General features: G+C 68.4%; 17 protein-coding genes, 1 tRNA gene and 1 pseudogene. 12 read left to right on the forward strand and 7 right to left on the reverse strand.

Annotation, left to right across the window (positions count from 1 at the left end):
* Positions 1-29 precede the first annotated feature (29 nt).
* Genes V2W30_RS34450 through V2W30_RS34460 form a run of 3 tightly spaced genes read left to right on the forward strand, consistent with a single transcriptional unit; the run spans position 30 to position 2,851 of the window.
* The gene (locus V2W30_RS34450; protein WP_338702513.1) at positions 30-983 is read left to right on the forward strand and encodes an alpha/beta hydrolase; all 954 of its coding nucleotides are present in this window, start codon (positions 30-32) and stop codon (positions 981-983) included.
* 53 nt (positions 984-1,036) lie between these two features.
* On the forward strand, positions 1,037-1,396 hold the full coding sequence (locus V2W30_RS34455; protein ID WP_338702514.1) for an MmcQ/YjbR family DNA-binding protein: 360 nt from the start codon (positions 1,037-1,039) through the stop codon (positions 1,394-1,396).
* Between the two features lie 57 nt (positions 1,397-1,453).
* Positions 1,454-2,851 carry an MFS transporter gene (locus V2W30_RS34460; RefSeq protein ID WP_425244632.1) on the forward strand — a complete coding sequence of 466 codons (1,398 nt, stop codon included), beginning with the start codon at positions 1,454-1,456 and terminating at the stop codon, positions 2,849-2,851.
* Here V2W30_RS34460 and V2W30_RS34465 read toward each other — a convergent pair.
* Both V2W30_RS34465 and V2W30_RS34470 read right to left on the reverse strand, forming a co-directional pair.
* Complete coding sequence (locus tag V2W30_RS34465; protein ID WP_338702516.1) at positions 2,805-3,758, reverse strand: transketolase; 954 nt, start codon at positions 3,756-3,758, stop codon at positions 2,805-2,807. The two genes, V2W30_RS34460 and V2W30_RS34465, sit on opposite strands and share 47 nt — an antisense overlap.
* Positions 3,759-3,839: 81 nt before the next feature.
* Complete coding sequence (locus V2W30_RS34470) at positions 3,840-4,538, reverse strand: transketolase (RefSeq protein ID WP_338702517.1); 699 nt, start codon at positions 4,536-4,538, stop codon at positions 3,840-3,842.
* Positions 4,539-4,673: 135 nt separating this feature from the next.
* Here V2W30_RS34470 and V2W30_RS34475 point away from each other — a divergent pair.
* Positions 4,674-4,747 (forward strand) — tRNA-Pro (locus V2W30_RS34475).
* Between the two features lie 1,027 nt (positions 4,748-5,774).
* Here V2W30_RS34475 and V2W30_RS34480 read toward each other — a convergent pair.
* The gene (locus V2W30_RS34480; protein WP_338702518.1) at positions 5,775-6,638 is read right to left on the reverse strand and encodes a hypothetical protein; all 864 of its coding nucleotides are present in this window, start codon (positions 6,636-6,638) and stop codon (positions 5,775-5,777) included.
* Positions 6,639-7,018: 380 nt separating this feature from the next.
* Positions 7,019-7,711 (reverse strand): tellurium resistance protein, encoded by a 693-nt coding sequence (locus tag V2W30_RS34485; RefSeq protein ID WP_338702519.1) that lies wholly within the window; start codon positions 7,709-7,711, stop codon positions 7,019-7,021.
* Between the two features lie 144 nt (positions 7,712-7,855).
* Between V2W30_RS34485 and V2W30_RS34490 the strand changes: the two genes are divergently transcribed.
* From V2W30_RS34490 to V2W30_RS34525, 8 genes are all read left to right on the forward strand, one after another.
* On the forward strand, positions 7,856-9,256 hold the full coding sequence (locus V2W30_RS34490) for a hypothetical protein (RefSeq protein ID WP_425244633.1): 1,401 nt from the start codon (positions 7,856-7,858) through the stop codon (positions 9,254-9,256).
* Between the two features lie 35 nt (positions 9,257-9,291).
* On the forward strand, positions 9,292-9,741 hold the full coding sequence (locus V2W30_RS34495; protein WP_338702521.1) for a hypothetical protein: 450 nt from the start codon (positions 9,292-9,294) through the stop codon (positions 9,739-9,741).
* Between the two features lie 36 nt (positions 9,742-9,777).
* On the forward strand, positions 9,778-10,452 hold the full coding sequence (locus V2W30_RS34500) for a vWA domain-containing protein (protein ID WP_338702522.1): 675 nt from the start codon (positions 9,778-9,780) through the stop codon (positions 10,450-10,452).
* Positions 10,453-10,496: 44 nt separating this feature from the next.
* Entirely contained in the window at positions 10,497-11,528 is a 1,032-nt protein-coding gene (locus V2W30_RS34505) for a protein phosphatase 2C domain-containing protein (protein WP_338702523.1), read from the forward strand.
* 77 nt (positions 11,529-11,605) lie between these two features.
* Positions 11,606-12,478: a hypothetical protein gene (locus V2W30_RS34510; protein ID WP_338702524.1), complete on the forward strand. Its 873-nt coding sequence runs from the start codon at positions 11,606-11,608 to the stop codon at positions 12,476-12,478.
* Between the two features lie 287 nt (positions 12,479-12,765).
* On the forward strand, positions 12,766-13,248 hold the full coding sequence (locus tag V2W30_RS34515) for a transposase (RefSeq protein WP_338702525.1): 483 nt from the start codon (positions 12,766-12,768) through the stop codon (positions 13,246-13,248).
* 66 nt (positions 13,249-13,314) lie between these two features.
* The gene (locus tag V2W30_RS34520) at positions 13,315-13,488 is read left to right on the forward strand and encodes a hypothetical protein (protein WP_338702526.1); all 174 of its coding nucleotides are present in this window, start codon (positions 13,315-13,317) and stop codon (positions 13,486-13,488) included.
* 9 nt (positions 13,489-13,497) lie between these two features.
* A complete protein-coding gene (locus tag V2W30_RS34525; protein ID WP_338703874.1) occupies positions 13,498-14,571 on the forward strand; it encodes an IS110 family transposase in 1,074 nt (357 codons plus the stop codon).
* A 2-nt stretch (positions 14,572-14,573) separates the two neighbouring features.
* Here V2W30_RS34525 and V2W30_RS34530 read toward each other — a convergent pair.
* From V2W30_RS34530 to V2W30_RS34540, 3 genes and pseudogenes are all read right to left on the reverse strand, one after another.
* A pseudogene (locus V2W30_RS34530) lies at positions 14,574-14,896 on the reverse strand (transposase); the annotation flags it as partial.
* A 405-nt stretch (positions 14,897-15,301) separates the two neighbouring features.
* On the reverse strand, positions 15,302-15,841 hold the full coding sequence (locus tag V2W30_RS34535; protein ID WP_338702527.1) for a hypothetical protein: 540 nt from the start codon (positions 15,839-15,841) through the stop codon (positions 15,302-15,304).
* A 307-nt stretch (positions 15,842-16,148) separates the two neighbouring features.
* On the reverse strand, positions 16,149-17,819 hold the full coding sequence (locus tag V2W30_RS34540) for a TIGR04141 family sporadically distributed protein (protein WP_338702528.1): 1,671 nt from the start codon (positions 17,817-17,819) through the stop codon (positions 16,149-16,151).
* Positions 17,820-17,966: the final 147 nt, after the last annotated feature.

Below are 17,966 nucleotides of genomic sequence, written 5' to 3' on the forward strand. Positions count from 1 at the left end.
TTGCCGCCCCGCCAGGACAGGAGCACCCCATGACCGACACCCCCGCGTACACCACGAGCGCCCTGAGCACCGGCGACGGCGCGGCCGTGGCCACGTACACCTGGCTCCCGGACGGCGGCAGGCCCCGCGCGTTCGTGCAGATCGCCCATGGCGCGGCCGAGCACGCCCTGCGCTACGACCGGTTCGCCCGCCACCTCACCGCACACGGCTACGGCGTCATCGCCTCCGACCACCGCGGCCACGGCGCCACCGCTCAGTCCACCGGCGGCTACGGCGTCACCGACGACGCCGAGCCCGGCACCGTCGACGCGTGGGTGTCGATCGTCGAGGATCTCAAGGCCATCGGCGACCAGGTGCGGGCCCTGCACCCCGACATCCCCTTCGTCCTCCTCGGCCACAGCCTCGGCTCGCTGCTCGCGCGCGACTACGCGCAGCGCTACGCCGACGACCTCGTCGGCCTGATCCTCTCCGGCACCTTCCGCTCCCTCCCCGGCGCCGACATCGAGGGCTCGATCGCCCGCCTGGAGGCGGAGATCGCCCGTGACGGCCGCGCGGCCCTCTCCTCCTACGTCCCCGACCTCTTCGCCTCCTTCAACGACCCGTACGAGCACCGCACTGGCTTCGAGTGGCTCTCGCGCGACGAGGCGGAGGTCGACACGTACGTCGCCGACGAGCGCTGCGGCTTCCCCTTCTCGGCGGGCCTGTCCCTGGACTGGGTCCGCGCCGTGCGCCGCATCAACGACCCGGCGAACCTCGCCCGCGTCCCCGCCGACCTGCCCCTGCACATCGCGGTCGGCACGGAGGACCCCTGCAACCAGCACATGACCCTCGTCCACGAACTCCTGGAGGACTTCCGGTACGTGGGCGTGCAGGACCTCACCTGGAAGGGCTACGAGGGCGCCCGCCACGAGATCCTCAACGAGACCAACCGCGACGAGGTCCAGGCCGACCTCACGGCCTGGCTGGACAAGCGCGTGCCGTGACCGCCCGACGGCGCTGACCAGCCGTTGTCAGTGGCCTTGGCTACGGTTTCCCCATGCTGGACGCCGAGGATGTACGCACCATCGCCCTGTCGCTGCCGGAGACGACGGAGAAGATCGCCTGGAGCATGCCCACGTTCCGGGTCGCGGGAAAGATGTTCGCCACGCTGCCCGAGGAAGAGACGTCGATCGCCGTGCGCTGCCCCAAGGAGGAGCGCGACGAACTGGTCCTGGCGGAGCCGAAGAAGTTCTGGATCGCCGACCACGAGGCGTCCTTCGCCTGGGTACGCGCCAGACTCGCGGCCCTCGACGACGCGGACGAGCTGCGCGCCGTCCTCGCGGACTCCTGGCGCCAGGCCGCCCCGACCCGACTCCTGGAATCGCACCCGGAGTTGGGCCTCCCGTCCACGGGCTGAAAATACGTGGGGCGTGCACGGTACTCCGTGGCATCATCCGCCTCACAGGGGTGGACGATGCGGCGCCGCCGAGCCGGGGGGCCGGGAGGAGACGGGGCGGGTATGCGCGAGCGGGCACCACGGAGTCCGAAGGAACCGCGGGGTCGCTTCCCGCGATCGCGAGGATCCCGGGAAGCGCGAAGGTCCCGGAGCATCTGGTCCCGCGACTTCGGCCTCTTCTTCGTCGCGCGGGCCATCGCCAAACTCGGCGACACCATGCTGCCCGTGGCCCTGGCCGCGGGTCTCCTCCAGTACGGGTACGGCGCCGGAGCCGTCGGCCTCGCCATGGCCGCGTCCGTCGGCTGCTTCGCCGGACTCGTCATCTTCGGCGGCGTCTTCGCGGACCGGTTCAGCACCCGCCTGCTGATGATCGGCGCCGACGCCACGCGCCTGGTCAGCCAGTCGCTCGCCGCCGTCATGTTCTTCACCGGGCACGTCGTGCTCTGGGAGATCTGCGTCATCGGCGCCGTCAACGGCGCGGCCTCCGCGATCTTCCAGCCCGGCGTCGCCAGCACCGTCCCCCGCCTCGCCGCCGACGTCCAGGCGGCGAACGGCGCGATCCGGGTCGCCGAGTCGGGCTCCCAGCTCGCGGGCCCCGCGGTCGCGGGACTCCTCGTCGCCTTCGCCTCGCCGGGCCTGGTCTTCGCCGCGCACGCGGGCACGTACGCGCTGAGCGCCCTGTGTCTGATCCTCCTGCGCCTGCCCCCGGCGGCTCCCGGCACCCAGGCCGTCCGTACCCGTTTCCGCACCGAACTGGTCGACGGCTGGAAGGAGTTCAGAGCCCGGCAGTGGCTCTGGGGCGTCATCGCCGTCTGGTGCGTCCTCCAGATCGGCGCCTCCGGACCCGCCGTCCCGCTCATCGCGACCGAGATCACCCAGGAGCACGGCCCGCGCGCCTACGGCCTGGTCAACTCCGCCCTCGGCGCCGGCACCGTCATCGGGGGCCTCGTCGCGCTCCGTCTGCGCCCCCGCCGCATGCTGCGCGCCGGCTCCCTCGCCCTGTTCGCGTTCGCTCTGTTCCCGGCGGTGGTCGGCGCGGGCCTCGACGTCCCGTGGATGATGGCGGGCTGCCTCGTCGCCGGCACCGGAATGTCGTTCTGGGGCGTGATGTGGGCGACCAGCGTGCAGACCCAGGTCCCGCACGAGGTGCTCAACCGCATCCACGCCTACGACGTCGCCGGCTCCCTCGCCATGGCCCCGGTCGGCCAGGCCCTCGCGGGCCCCGCGTCCGGCGCCTTCGGGACCCGGCACGTCCTGCTCGCGGGCGGCGTCGTCACGCTCCTGTCGGCCACCGCCCTGCTCGCGATCCCCGGCGTACGCAACCTCGTACGCGCCGACGCGAGGCCCACGCCCGCCACCCTGCCGGTGCCTAGGCCGGAACAGGAACCGGCGCGTCCCGGTACAAGAAACCGCTGATCCGCTCCCGCAGCGAGGCGGCGTCGAGCCCGTGCGCGGCGACGTGCTCGGCGACCCGCCCGTACCGTCGCAGCTCCCGACGGCCCACGCCGAGCCCGAGCACCCGGTGCGGCACATCGGCGAGCGCGTCGTTCGCCGCGCCGGTGGAGGTGCCCGCGAGATAGGGCTCGACGAGGACGACATCGGCCGCGTCGGTGGCTCCCACGGCCTGCCGCAGCGCCCGCCCGTCGAACGGCCGCACGGTCGTCGCGTACAGCACGCTCACATCGAGCGCCTCGGTCGCGGCGAGCACGTTGTCGAGCATCGGCCCGACGGCGACGACGACCCCCCGCCGCCCCTCCCGCACCCGGAGGAAACGCTCCCCGTCGACGGCGAGCCCCTCCCGGTTGGCCTGCACCGACAGCCGCACGTACACCCGCTCGTCCCCGGCACCGACCGCGTGCCGCAGCAGCGTCTCTGCCTCGTCCGGATGCCCCGGCACGTGCACGGTCCACCCGTCGAGCGTGTCGAGCAGCGCGACGTCCCCGGGTGCCATGTGCGTGAATCCGCCGGCCGACACGTCGTACGACCCGCCGGCGCTCACCAGCACCCCGCCGAGCCCCTGATGCCCGAAGTCCAGCTTGACCTGCTCGAACGGCCGCTCCACGAGAAAGCTCGCGAAGGTGTGCAGGACCGGCCGCAGCCCGGCGAGCGCGAGCCCGGCCCCGGCTCCGACGAGCAACTGCTCCCTGATCCCGACGTTGATCACCCGCTGCGGATGCCGGCGCGCGGCCTCCGCGAACGGCGCGAGCCCGATCTCGGCGAGCACGACGGCGACGCGGGGGTCCTCGTCGAGCAGCCGGGAGACGACAGGAGCGAAACGGTCACGCATGGTGTCCGTGGTGTCCACCGTGTTCATGGTGTTCATGAGAGAGGTCCTTCCGAGGCGGTACAGGGCGTACAGGGGCGGTACGAGGAGGGGCGGGAACGATGGCCCGGCGTGACCGGATCAGAACTTCGGCTCGACGCGGGCGACGACCACGTGCGGACGCCCGGCGTGCGCGGCGGTGAAGGCCTCGTACAGCGCGGCATGGTCGCGCCCGTCGACGGTCGCCGTCGACCAGCCCGCCGCCTCGAAACGGGCCGCGATCCCTCCGGCCCTGCCGTACGTGGCGCTGAGGTTGTCGATCACCACCGTGTGCAGCCGCTCCAGGCCGATGGCCCCGGCGAACGCGATGGCCTCGTGATTGCTTCCCTCGTCGAGCTCGGCGTCGCCGACCAGCGTCCAGACGGCGGCTTCGTCGAGCCCCCGCGCCCCGAGCCCGAGCGCGGTGCCGACGGCGAGGGGCAGCCCGTGCCCCAGCGACCCGCTGCCGATCTCCACGCCGGGCACGAGCACCCGGTCGGGGTGGTGCCCGAGCCGCGAGGTGAACTCCCCGAACCCGCTCAGCCACTCCACCGGCACGAAACCCTTCGCGGCGAGCACCGCGTAGTAGGCCATCGGCCCGTGCCCCTTGGACAGCAGAAACCGATCCCGTCCCGGATCGTCCACGCTGCCGGGCCCGACCCGCAGCACCCGGTCGTAGAGCACCCACAGCACATCGAGGGTGGAGGTCGCGGCGGACCCGTGCTTCTCGTCCCCGGTCATCACGCTCATCAGCCGGGGCAGGTCGCTGTATCCGTACGTACGTCGCGCTGTCGTCGTCATGACAGCCACCCTGCAACCTCAACCAAACTTGAGGTCAACTGTTCCCCGCCGCGAAACGGATGCACGACCACGGCCCCGAGTGCGGTATGGTTTCCGTGCACGTTCGGCCAGGGGAAAGCCCAGGTCAGCGAGCGCCGGGACGTGGCGCAGCTTGGTAGCGCACTTGACTGGGGGTCAAGGGGTCGCAGGTTCAAATCCTGTCGTCCCGACTAGTTCGAGACATCGAACGTCGCAGGTGAAGGGCCGTTTTCGAACGGCCCTTTTTCTGTTGTTCCGGTCGCTCCCAGAGGGAACGGGGGAGTGGGAGCGCACTCCCAGTGTCCCCATGGCTATTTGTGCCCACTTTGAGTGCTGCGCACATATTCGATTCCTTGCGCGGATGTTCACGTTCGTGCCCGTTTTATGACCTGTGGCTCCCCGTCGTATGGGTGGCGTTCCGGGTATGGGCTTGCGCTCTTTGTGCTGGTGGGGGTTGCTCCCAGTGGGAGTGGGGTCGGGGGCGGTGTCCCCTTGGCTGGAGTCTGGGTTATGGGTGCGTGCGAAATCTTGACCGCATTTCCGATTCAGGTTGGGCGGTATGCGGCTTTTGGGTGATGGCCGTTGGGGGATGCATGGAGATATTTAACGCGGGTGGGAGCGGTTCGGGCGCTTTCGTGCGGCTTGAGGGAATGCGAGGGTCGTTGCTGTGGTGGGGGCGGGAGCTGGCAGCAGTTGTGGGGGTGTGGAGCCCTCTTCGCCTCTACTCGATGCGGGCTTGCAGACGGGCAGTAGCTGGATCCGGGCTGAGATGCTCCGGGCTGAATCGCTTGCGCTACCGCTCTGGAGCTGAGCAAGCGCTCCGCCCTGGATCACAGATCGCGGTCGTGTCTGCCTCGTCGCATTCACGAAGCGTGCACCGATCATGTCGTCCATTGCCGGTGAAGTGCTGGGCACTTGAGGCCAGGGGGACTTCATCTACACCACCCCGCCCTCGCTGCCATCGACCGCCCCGGGCAAGATCCAGGGCATGCGCATTCTCCTCCTCGGCGGCACCTGGTTCCTCGGAAAGTCGGTTGCTGGCATCGCGCTTGAGCGCGGATGGCAGGTGATTGCCTTCAACCGCGGGCGCAGTGGCCGCGGCCTGCCGGGCGTCGACACGGTGCACGGTGACCGCACCTCGGCCGATGACCTGGCGCGCCTAGCCGGCCATGGCTCGTGGGATGTGGTGGTCGATACGTCCGCTTCCGACATGGCCCCTCAAGATGTACTCGCCGGTGCCCGTGTACTTGCGCAGCGCGTGGGCCGGTACGTGGTCGTCGGGAGCTCGCGGCGCCGTGCCCCGGACCGGAGTCGTCCTGCCGCGCCGGACAACTCGGCGGAATCGACACCGTCAGCCCTGGAAACCGGCGTCGTCTCCGACGGGGCCTCAGTGACGGCGCTGCGAGCGATCCTGGAGAGCTGGCTCGGTCCGTCCTCGTCGGGCTCGGCGCCCGCGACGATCAGGGCGATGACGCTGTCCTGCGTGCCTTCGGTGAAGGGTGGGACCGACAGCAGCCCCGCCTCGTCGAGATCGCGTCGAATCCGGGCCACCGTGGCACGGTCGCGACGCTCGGCGCCCCATAGTTCGAGGAGCCTGCGCACGGTGAGGGTCACGGGCTCCTGAGTGTCACTGTCGTGATCCCGTGCACGCTCGATGAGAACGCGTCGCCCTGTGAGAGAGGCTCCGGGTTCACCGTCGTCCGGCCGTCCCGGGTCGTCACTTCCTTCAGCTACCAGGGCGAGTCGCTGCGCCGCGTCGAATCGGCGTAGCTCGAAGACGGTGAGCAGCGAGCCAAGGGACTGCAGGAGATCCGGGCGGAACGTCTCGCGCGGTACCTCCGTCCTGCTCCAGTCGACGGACCGGATGTGCCGCATCCCGTCCTCGGTATCGGACCGGTAGGCGTACTCCCCGGTGATGTGGCCGATCGCGTACTGGCCGTTCATCCGGGGCAACACGACGAGGTCGCCGACGGCTATCTTGTGCCGGAAGCAGAAGAGTTGACTCGTCCAGTTTCGGAGGGTGTAGTCGTTCTCATCCGGGTACGTGGCTTCCACGATGCCGCGAATGTCGGCGCGGTCCATGCAGTTGGATAGGTCCGAGTTCCCCGTCCAACCAGCGATGACGAGACCTTGCTGCAGAACTTCACTCTCGCGTTCACCCTGCCGGCCCGCTCTGACCACCCATGCACGCATGCCGACGCCCCCGTCTTGAGCCTCGGTATAGACGTAGATCCTGTCAATTCATGGCCTGGTAGAGCAAGTTGAACCTACAGGCGATCTACTGACGCGAGAGCATTCGCTTTGCCACGGACAACGGGATCGAGTGGGCGGGGCGGTGTCAGCAGACTTCCCGTCCTGGAGAGCGGTCCACCAAGGGAGCCGTCGGCGATGCCATGTCTGGGCAAAGGCGGCGGACTCCACGTGAGCGTCGACGCAGGGATGTTGCCCGTCGTGATCGCCGATCAGCGGGCCGATTTCCTCCCGTATCGCCACTCGAAGCCGAATCCGTAGGCGGTGTCGATCTGTTGCTGGTGAGTGCGGAACAGGTGGGGGGTGAACCACACGACCTCTCGCCGCAGGTCCAGGGACCTGTCCCCCGGCGTGAGCATGGCGATGGCGCACGCGGTGGCGCCCTTCGGGGAATCATCGAGGCGAATGTGCCACTCGCCGTCCGGGGCGGTGACCGTGACCACGCCGCGGAGATGGCGGAAGTCAACTGCTCCTTCGTAGACGTACACGTAGACGAGCAGTTTGGAGAACTTATTTCGGTGCTCCAGGCTGACTCTCAGGGTCTCGCCGTCGGATGACGATCCAGTGCGGTCGTCCTGGTCGAGGCTGACATAGGGCCACTCGGTGAGTGAACCGAAGGCCTCGCCCAGGGGCTGTATCGCGGTGCCCCGGCCGTCACGGGTCCGTACCAGGCAACCGAGATCAAGATCCGCGTGGGAAGCCGCCGACCAGTTGAGGTTGACCTGCAGTGCTCCCCTGCTCGTGATCCGGGCTGCCGGGGTGGACCTGGTCAGCTCCACCGTGCGGCGTGCGGCGACGCCCTCGTTCCGGGGCGTCTCCACCGTGCCCGACGCTTCACGTAACCGTGGCCCTGCTGCACCTGCTCCCAGCCGAATGACCCCGCGTTGCCGCCCGTCGCCGCTCATGCTCGGCCCCCTGAACTCACGTGAACGCCACGCTTACCGATGGGAATGTGGTCTATTATTGTGCCCCCAGTGAAAGAGTTGTGAACTTCGCTGATTGTGGAGACAACGGGACGGCGCTCTGCCGGACCAGGGCGGGGAATGTCCGTGGGGGGACCTCTCGACAAAAAGGTGACGGCTCGTCACCTCGAAGACCTGGCGCAAGAAGGGGTGTTGGCGCCGTGCGCCGATGGCCTGCATGGATTGGCAGACGCTTTCGACTCCGATGAGGAGAGCGCACTCGACTCCTGGGCTGACCTGGACCTGTTACAGCACTTCGCCAGGGCCGAGTGTGTGGCGGCGGCCGAGCCTGACCAGCAGGCGCGTCGTACGGCCCTGCTCGACGGGGTCCTCGGAGGCCTGGTCTTTCTGCCGCTGTTGTTCACCTGGACCGGCCTGGCGAAGGCATCCCTTGCGTACGAGGCGCTCACCGACGCGGACCCGAAGGCGTCCGCCCGGCCCTTCCTCCAATTGTGGCAATCCGGCTTCCAGGGGAACCTCAGCGGGGTCTTCCGCTTCGGACATGTGGCGATCGCCGGTTCGATCGCGCTCGGAGCACTGCTCGTGCTCACCCTCGTACACAGCTGGTTGCGCCATGCCGCCGAGCGGCGTGAGGAGGAGGCCCAGGAACGCACCCGCGCGACTCTCGCTCGACTGGTACCCGTCCTCACAAGTGCCCAACTCCTGCTGAATGCACACAGGTTCGCCTCCCCCCAGCGCTTCGCCGCCGAACTCAACTCGGCGGCCGGCCGGATCCAACGCATGCACACGAAGGCGATTGCTACGCAGGAACTGCTGGTGCGCGCGGCCGAAACGGTGGGGGAGACCGTGGACCGGGCCGATCGGCGCTTGGAGCAGGCCGACGCGGCCGTGCAGCCGCTGAAGGAACTTCTCGCGGACATCGAGGCTTCGGTCGCGAACAGTGGCACGACGATCCGTGCCGCCGTACGGGAACTCGACGCGCCGCTCTCGGAGGCCGGTCGTCAGCTCACCGACGCGATCAGCGGTCAGCGGAAGTCCATGGACAAGGCCTTTGAGGATCTCCGGACGGCCGGCGACGGCATGCGTGACGCACTCGTCCGCACGACGTCGAAGCTCGAGGTGGCGATCACGGGCAATGGGGACGGACTGCGTTCCGCCGTCTCCGACGTCGCCCAGCGGATCGAGGACTCCGTGACCGGACTGGCGGCGACGCAGCGGGAATTCACCACAGGGCTCGAGGTCGTCTCCGACGTCAACGGCCGGTTGATCGTCGAGTTGGGGGAGGCAGCCCAACGGACCGGCGATGCTGTGGATGCCTCACGAGTAGCCGTCGACGGCATCGCGGCCCGCAATCAGGCGCTGCACGACGCCGCCGAACGATTCACAGCAGCGGCCGAGGCTCTGGAGCGAGCCGTGCTCGCCGCCAAGCCCGTCCAGACAGGCGTCGAGCGGGACAGGACCCTTCCGGATACGGCATCGAGGCAGGTCGACGACGACTCTCGGGTAGTGATCGGTCCGGGCCGGTGAGGCGCGCTCCCCGTAAGCGGTTCAGGTTCAATCCTGTGCACCTGGCCGGTTGGCTCTTCGCGGACATGCTCCTGGTGCTGGCCCTGGTTTCCATGGGTGACAGGGGCGACCCATTGGCAGTCACGGCGACAGGGCCGACGCCCCAGGCGTCCGCCTCGTCTCCGAAGCCCACCCCGACGCCAACCGGTCCGCGCTCCGTCGAACGCAAGCCGGTGAAGATGGACGTGACCGCCGCAGGAGCCGACGACGCCGTGGTGACTCAGCTCAGGCAGAAGACGCGGCGGTACGAGGGACGTACAGCGGCCTTCGTCCTCACCTTCGGCAGTGCCCCGGAGACCGTGGCCGGCCAGGCCTACGCCAATGAGATCAACAAGGCGCTGAAGGCCGCCCGGCCCGATATGTTCCGCGGCGCGACGACGCGCGACTTCTGGCAGAACGGCCCAGCAGGATCTGCCGCCCTCGAGATCTACTTCTTCACCAGCTGACGGCCCGACCGGCCCGCTTTCCTACTTGGAGTATCCATGCAGATTCTGCCCTTCTACCTGGTGTGCGACGAGTCCGCGTCCATGTCCGGCGAGGCCGTGGAGACCATCAATCAGGCGCTGCCCGAACTGCACCAGGAAATCAGCGAGAACCCGACGGTGGCGGACAAAACCCGGTTCGCCCTGATCGGCTTCTCTGACAGAGCGGCGGTGCTGCAGCCACTCTCCGACCTGAGCGAGTTGACATCCCTGCCCTCGCTGTCCGCAGGCGGAATGACCTCCTTCACTTCCGCCTTCCGGGTGCTGCGAGACTCCATCGAGAAGGACGTCACCGCGCTGAAGGCCGAGGGCCACGAGGTCTACCGGCCGGTGGTGTTCTTCCTCTCCGACGGCCTGCCCACCGACTTCGACTGGGAGTCCGCCCTGGACGACCTGAAGGACCAGTCGAAGTTCCGCTACGCCCCGAAAATCATCGCGTTCGGTATCAGCGACGCCGACCCCGCGATCATCGCCCGGGTCGCTAACTTCCGGGCGTTCATGCAGAACAAGGACTCGGTCTCGCCCGCCTCCGCGCTGCGTGAATTCGCCAAGAGCCTGACCCGGTCCATCGTCACCTCGGCAACAAGCATGGCGGCCCAGGGGGACAACGGCTTCGACCTCCAAGTGGAGGAGAAGATCCCGGACTTCACCACGCTCTCCCTCGACAAACTGTGAGCGAGTCGATGTACGGAACGGAGATGTCCGGCCGGGAGTCGCACATGGAGTCGGCGCCAATGCTCCCGGAGCAGGCGAAGGAGACCCCTTCGGCGGACCCCGCAGCCGACCTCAAACAGTCCGTCGATATCGGCGGGCCCCGCCACCCGTTCGCCGGTCTTGGGGCGCCCCCGCACACCGGGAAGCGTCCACCGCGCTACCCGCCGCGCCCACTGCGGACGCCGTCCTTGCACGACGGCGACGAGTTCGCGGCGTTCACTCCTCACGTCCTCCTGGACGGCTGCGAACAGGGACGCCTCGTGGTGCGTGCCACCTCCATACGAGGTGACTCGCACAACTGGGAGGGCACGTGCCGGCAGGACGCGATGCTGGTCACTCGGATCGGCCCGCCGGAAGCGGAGATGCTGCTGCTCGCAGTGGCGGACGGGGTCGGATCGGCGGCGTACTCGCACATTGGCTCCTACCGGATGTCCCGGTTGGCGGCCGTGCACTTGGAGCGTGACGCGACGAGCCTGTTCAGTGCGCTGTGCGCAGGCGACTCCGCGGAGCTCGGGGCTCTCGCGAACAAGGCTGTGGCCAGTGCGGTTTCCAAACTGCGGTCGATGCGGGAGAGGAAGGCGGACAATGTTGAGCGCGCCTACTTGGACGCCGACTACGCCACCACCCTCCACGTGCTGCTCGTCCCCACCGACCCCGCCGTGCGGGAACGGGTCCTGTTCGGGGTCGGCGATGGCGGTCTGTTCCTGCATCACGCGGGGCAGTGGCTGTCGGTCGACGCCGCCGAGCCCCCCGCCGAGGGAGTCCTCGATACCCGGACCGAGGCGCTGCCGCACGCCTACCGCACGGTCAGGACCCGTCTGATCCGGACCGTACCGAGCGACGTCCTGCTCCTCGGCACCGACGGGATCACCAATCCCCTGACCCAGAAGGACCCCGAGTTCGCGCAACTCCTCGCCGGCGCTTGGTGCCGCGGCGAGATCCCCTCGATGTCGGACTTCCTGTGGCAGGCGCAGACGCGCGCGATGTCCTACGACGACGATCGGACCGTGATCTGTCTCTGGGAGGAGACGGCATGACAACCGCGGACGGCAGCGACGTCGAACATTCCTCGCTGGCGGTCGGCGGCCGACTGGCCAGCGGGGGCCAGGGAGAGGTGTTCCCCGTCGGCGACGGGGCGCTTCTGTTCAAGGAGTACAAGAAACCTTCGGAGGTCGACGGGGCCGCGCTCACGGGCCTGGTCGACTTCCGGCAGGCGCTCTCGGCCACCGACCGGGAGCGGCTCGACGAGTTGGCCGCGTGGCCGTTGTGCCGGGTCGTGCACGGCGGACGCCCGGTGGGTTTCCTGATGCGGCGCGCGCCGAGCCGGATGACCTGGATGAACTCGGCCGGAAACAGGAGACTGTTGGAGATGCAGTTTCTGCTCCGAGCCGCGAAGCCAGGCTGGAGGCAGGTCGTCCAGCCACTCCCGGAGCAGCGCAAGGACCTGGCTCTGGCCTGTGCCGACGCCGTCGCCTGGTTCCACTCCGCGGGCCTGGTGGTGGGGGACATCTCGCACGCCAACACCCTCTGGTCGCTGGCTCCTTCACCGTCGGTCCACTTCCTGGACTGCGACGGTTTCCGGCAGGCCGGGCGCAATCCGATCCTGCCCCAGGCAGCGACCCCGGACTGGAACGATCCGCTCGCCGCGTCCACCGATGCGACCGTGGACACGGATGCATACAAGACCGCGCTGATGGTGGTGCGGATCCTCAGCCAGGACGCCTATGTGCAGCCCCAGGACACGCCGTCGTTCGTCACGGGTTGCCTTGACGATCGCCGCGAGACGGCCGTGCGTGCCCTCTTCGCCCAGGCGAAGGGCGAGAGGGGAACGCGTCCGCGACCCGCCGAGTGGCGTGTGGCCCTGAGCGAGCGCGGGGTGATCAAACTGGCGGCCGTCGCACCGCGGAGAAGGCCTGCGATCGACCGCTCGATGTTCGAGGTCGTTCGGGACAGAAAACCGATCCGGCTTCCGAGGCCCGGTGGTTAGGCCGGGGCCGGAGAACCCTGGAGGTACGCAGCCCCCAGGGGGACGCCGACCAGCGGGCTGTTGAGGAGCGAACTGTGTCCCCGGGGAACCGGACTGTCGGAATTCGGAATGATGGTCAAGGTACTCAAGGAATGCCGTCCCGCGTGCCGTGGAGGCAACGCCGGGCAACAGCGGTCGCCTCCTGTGCCGCCGTCTGACGGAACGGGCCAGGCCCGCCGGTGAACCTTCCCCTTGATCGTGGACACCTGGAGACTGGGACCTTGAGGTTCCAGAGGAAGTAGCACCAGGTGGGAAGCAAGTACACGAAGCGGTACACCGAAGAGTTCAAGCGGGACGCGATCGCGCTCGTCGACCCCTCGGGCAAGACCGTCACGGCCGTCGCCTGTGAACTCGGCATCAGCTCCGAGTCCCTGCGCGGCTGCTACCGCAAGGCCAAGGCCGACCAGGGCGTGGGCGCCCCGGACGAGCTGACCGGCGCGGAACGCAAGAAACTGCGGCGGCTGCGGCGGGAGAACCGCGAACAGCAGCAGACGATCGAGATCCTGAGAAAAGAAAAGAAAAGTATCCAGTGGGCGCCCTTCGGGCTCGCGTCGGCGAGTGATGAGAACCCGCCTCCGTGGGTGGTGACTTCGTGCGCCGTACTGGTTGCTGTCGTGCGCTCGCGCGATGGTCGCGGACGGTGGAGGAAGCTGGAGTGGGCGTCGTCCGGTAGACGTCGGTGTCGCGTGGTACCGCGAGTCCGGAAAAAGAAGTATGGCGCTGGGGCTTGAGGGACTTCTGACTGCTGCCGCGAGCGCGAATCTCAGACTCTTTGAACCGGTAGGCCCCTTCGGGCGGTGCCCGCTCGAGTCGGTGCCGGAGCGGAGATGGTCGTCATGGACGTGGTCGTGGACCGCTGTGCGGGCCTTGATGTGCACCGGGACACGGTGGTGGCCACCGTCCGCTGGCCCGGCAAGCGCAAGAACAGCCGAGGGCAGGAGACGCGGACGTACGCAACGACCCAGCGGTGATTTGCCGAACTGAGCGACTGGCTCCTGGTGGAGCAGGTCGAGCCCGTTGGCATGGAGGCGACCGGGGTCTACTGGAGACCGGTGTTCAGCGTGCTGGAGGAGCGGTTCACCTGCTGGCTCCTGAACGCTCAGCACATGCACAACGTGCCAGGTCGGAAGACGGATGTCTCCGACTCGGTGTGGATCGCCCAGCTTCTGGAGCACGGGCTGGTGCGGCCCTCGTTCGTGCCGCCGCGCGAGATGAGGGACCTTCGGGATCTCACGCGTTCGCGGACCGCAGTCACTCAGGAACGCGTCCGGATGATCCAGCGACTGGAGAAGGTGCTGCAGGACGCCGGGATCAAACTGACGTCGGTCGCCGCGCAGGCGTACTCGAAGTCGGCGCGGGCGATCCTGGATGCACTGGTGGACGGCGAGCGCGACCCGCACGTGCTGGCTTCCCTGGTCAAGGGGCGGATGAGGTCCATGCAGGAGCGTCTGGGGGAGGCGCTCGGACATCGCTGCCGGGTCGATCATCACGGGGTTCTGGTCCGCCGGTTGCTGGAGCACCTGGACACGCTGGATGCCTCGGTCGAGGACCTCAGCCGGGAGATCGCCCGGCGTCTGGAGCCGCACGCGGACCTGCTGGCGCTGCTGTGCACGATCCCGGCGGTTGGAGCCAAGACGGTCCAGGTCCTGGCCGCGGAGATCGGTCTGGACATGGAAGTCTTCCCGACGACAGGTCATCTGGCTTCCTGGGCGGGGGTGTGTCCGGGCAACAAGGCCTCGGGCGGCAAGCGTCGTTCGGGCTCGCGGTGGCTCAAGCAGGCGCTGACCGAGGCCGCCTGGGGCGCGGCCCGCACCAAGGGCACCTATCTGTCCGCCCATCACGCGCAGATCCGTGGCCGGGCTGGCCGCTACAAGGCCATCGGCGCCACCCGGCACGACATCATCGTCGCCTACTGGCACATCGCCCATGATCGGGTGCCCTACCGCGAGCTCGGTGCCGACTGGGTCAGCCGCCGCTACTCGCCCGAGCACCGGGCCCGTCGCCTGATCTCTCAGCTGGGCCCCGGCGTTCGGGTCTGCTGCAGGTCAAGATGACGTGCCCCGGCGTCGACGAGTCGGTCGATCACCGGGTAGGGCCTTTTGGGCGGGGCTTGTCTTCGTTGAGGAACTTCGCCGCGGGCCGGATGATCCCCAGCTCGGTTTCCAGCGCGCGGATCTGCAGGTGAGCCGCCCGCAGCTCGGCGGACTCGCTCGACGGCGTTCCCGGTCGCCACCCGTGGTCGATGTCGTCCTGGCGCAGCCACTTCGACAACGGGATGGGATGGATACCGAGCTCGACCGCGGTCTGCTTGGCCTGCTTGCCCGCGCGGACCAGTGTGATGGCACGTGCCCGGAACTCCGGAGGATAGGGACGAGGCATGACTGCCAGCCTTCCGCGAAGGCCCGTCAGCTAGCCACCAGAACTGGAACCCGGCACGCGGGGCAGGTCAACCTGGAACCCAGGACATGGGGCAGATCGAGATGTCACCCGATCGTGCAGCAGACCCCTGGCGGCGAGTCGTTCGAACGACTTCCCCCGGTGCTGGACCGTTCCAGGCACTGAGTCCCGCAGCGCTGCAGGCCGAGCGCTACCGTGCAGCGCTCATGGCCGGAGAGAGGCCTATCGAACGCGCCCCGGCCTGTACGTTCGCTGTGGCACGCATCGGGCTTCGTCATGGCCGTGAGGAACGGTCGAGGGGGGAGAGCCGAGTTTCGCGGTCGCGGTCTTCGTCGTGCGTGGCGACGCTGGGGACCTCGTCGAGTTCCTGGGGCTCTGGCGTGAGCTCTACACCGCGAGGGTCGTTTCCGTGGATGGTGCCGCGGTGACGGGCACGGAGCTATACGGCGGGATGGTCCAGCGCAGGACTGTTTCGTCGCCGTGGGCTTGGAGGGCGGCGGGGTAGACCTGGCTGTGGGCTCGCTCTCCGTGGAGGCGTATTGAGTGGTCCCCGGGGCCGCAGCCGAGTCCGAGCACGGGGCAGCCGTGGAGGTCGATGACGTCGGCCAGGAGTGGGTGGCTCCAGCCGGCTCGGTTGATCCGGTGGAAGTCGGTGTGGGCGTCCACGGAGACCATCAGGCCGTTGCCGGGCCCGTTTCGGGTCCAGGTTTCGAGCTGTTCGGCGAGGGCTTGTGCCTCGGCCAGGGGAAGGTCGAGCCATCCGCGTGGGCCGTGTCCGCCGGAGTGCTGGGGGATGCGGGCACCACCGAACTGGGCGTGGACGGAGTCTTCGTACTTGCCGCAGCAGGTGACGTCCGCGAGGCCGTCGGTCGATTCGCCGTCCAAGCCGATGAAACCGTCGAGGACCCGGGCGTCGCCGAGCACCATGCCGCATCTGTCGACCGGAAGACCCTGGACCGGAGGTCGGGGCTCGGTGGGGCTGAAGGGCGGACCTGGCTTCGAAGTCGACAGCGACCGCTTCGGGCGGAGTGCGGCTCTCGTGGATCTCGACGCGGACGGATGCGATGACCTGGTGGCGAGGTACGTGAGCCATCACAAACCCCGTGAGGATCAATGCTATTGGATCTTCCTGGGCGGCCAGGCCGGGGGTCCGAGAGCGGTGCTCTCACGCCTGGCGAGGAAGGGGCCGCCCGACGGGTCGGATGCCGACGGTGAACAGTCGGCAGAGATGCCGTCACGCCGCGGTGGTGCCGGTGGCGTCCGTTGTCGTCGGCACAGGGACGACCTCGACGCTCATCCCGCGTGCGGTGAGGTCGCGTACTGTCTGGTGGAGCGTGATCTGTGAGAAGGCGAAGAGTGAGTCGGGGGTGAGGGTGGCCCCGGACTTGTGCCGGACGGCGAGGACCAGCCGGCGGGGTGTGAAATCGTCCGCCAGCCTGATTCGCCCGCCGCTGTCCCGTGTGACCCGACGGATGAACTGGGCTCTTGCTTCAGGGGAGTTGAGCAGGACTTCGACAGCTACCTGGGCCTGCCCGAGGAGGTGGCTGAAGGTGCCCGAGGAACCGGTCTGTTTGACGAGGATCAGGGTTCCGTCCGGCGTCAGCAGGTCGCAGATCTCGACGCGGTCGGTGCGCTTGAGCGGGTTGTTGATGAATTCGCCGTCGAGGAACAGCCAGTCCGGCCGAGCCTTGGCGACGGCCTTGTTGTAGGTCCTTTCGGTCGCAGCTCCGGGCCAGGGCGGCAGGCCGTACACGGCAGTGTCGGTGAAGACTCGCCGCAGGCCGTCGCGCACGGAGTCGATGTAGCCGGCGCCGAGCTCGTGCCAGTTACCGTCCAGGAGGCAGTACTTCCGTGAGCCGAGTGAGATGTCCGCCTGGATCCAGTCCAGGGCATGGGTGGTTGCCAACGGGATGGAGGATCTGGGCGACGGGTCGCGGTGGAGTGTCACCGTGCCGTCGCGCAGGGCGGTGAGACGGGTGCCGGAGTGGTGGATCCGGGCCCGGGTGAGGACGTAGTCCAGGTCGAAGTCGTCGGACAGGAAAGAGTCGGTGCTGCCGATACGGGTCCGGTACGCGGTGGCTTCGGCGTACGTGTCGTGCAGGTCGAGAGGGACGGAGAACGAGATCCGTCCGTCGGGGGGAGCCCCGAGCAGACGGTCGAGGGCGGCATCGAGTCTGGCGAGGATGACGGTGTCGGTGACCGGGACGATGTGGTCGACGAATTCCAGCTCGGGGTGCGGAATGTCGTCCTGGCAGACCCGGGTGATCGTGCGCAGGTCCTGGACCAGGTCCGTCGGCTCGATACCGAGAGGAAGTCGCAGGCCGACGCCGCCCTGGGCGGTGAAGGCCCGGCCGTTCGCGTGGCGGCTGCGGGTGAGCGGGATGTTGTCGAGGTGGCCACCGAGGTGGCGGACCACCCGCGCCTGGTCGCGGATGCCGAGTGCCGGAACCGAAGTTCCGGCCGGTACCAGTGAGATGTCGGTGCGAGGCCGGCCGAGCGCTTTGGTGATGGCGCCGCTGATGTGCCGGGGGTCGATCATGCGGATGGCGAAACGGAGGCCGAACCGCTTGTCCTTGAGGGCGTCGGGAACCATGCGGTAGCCGTTGCCGCAGGTCACGGCGTACACCTGGCCGGCGACGGCGAGAAGCAGCAGGGCGCCGGTGCGGCGGACCGGCTCGAAGACCGGGATTCCGGTGGTGCGGGCATTGGGGGCGCACCAGGTGTCGGCTTCGTCCTCCTTGCCGTAGGTGAGATAGACCGCGGGCACACCGAGGACCTCCGGGTGGTGCAGTTCGGCGCCCAGTCGGTCGAGCTGTTCGTGGTCGAGGGCCTCGAACATGTCCTCCGGGGTCGGAGAGACCGTGGAGAGCCGGTAGACGGTGCGGACTGCGGTGTGGGTGGCCATGACGATGTCTCCGAGCGTCCGTGGGGGCATGGTGCGAGAAGGCAGACGAGATCTCGTCTGTGTACGTGGAATGATGACGGTGGCATGTGTACGATGTCAACACGCTTCCAGGGTTCCCGGGTTTCTGGTGCTGCGTGTACGGTGGCC

This window comes from Streptomyces sp. Q6 (assembly GCF_036967205.1).
GTDB lineage: Bacteria > Actinomycetota > Actinomycetes > Streptomycetales > Streptomycetaceae > Streptomyces > Streptomyces citrinus.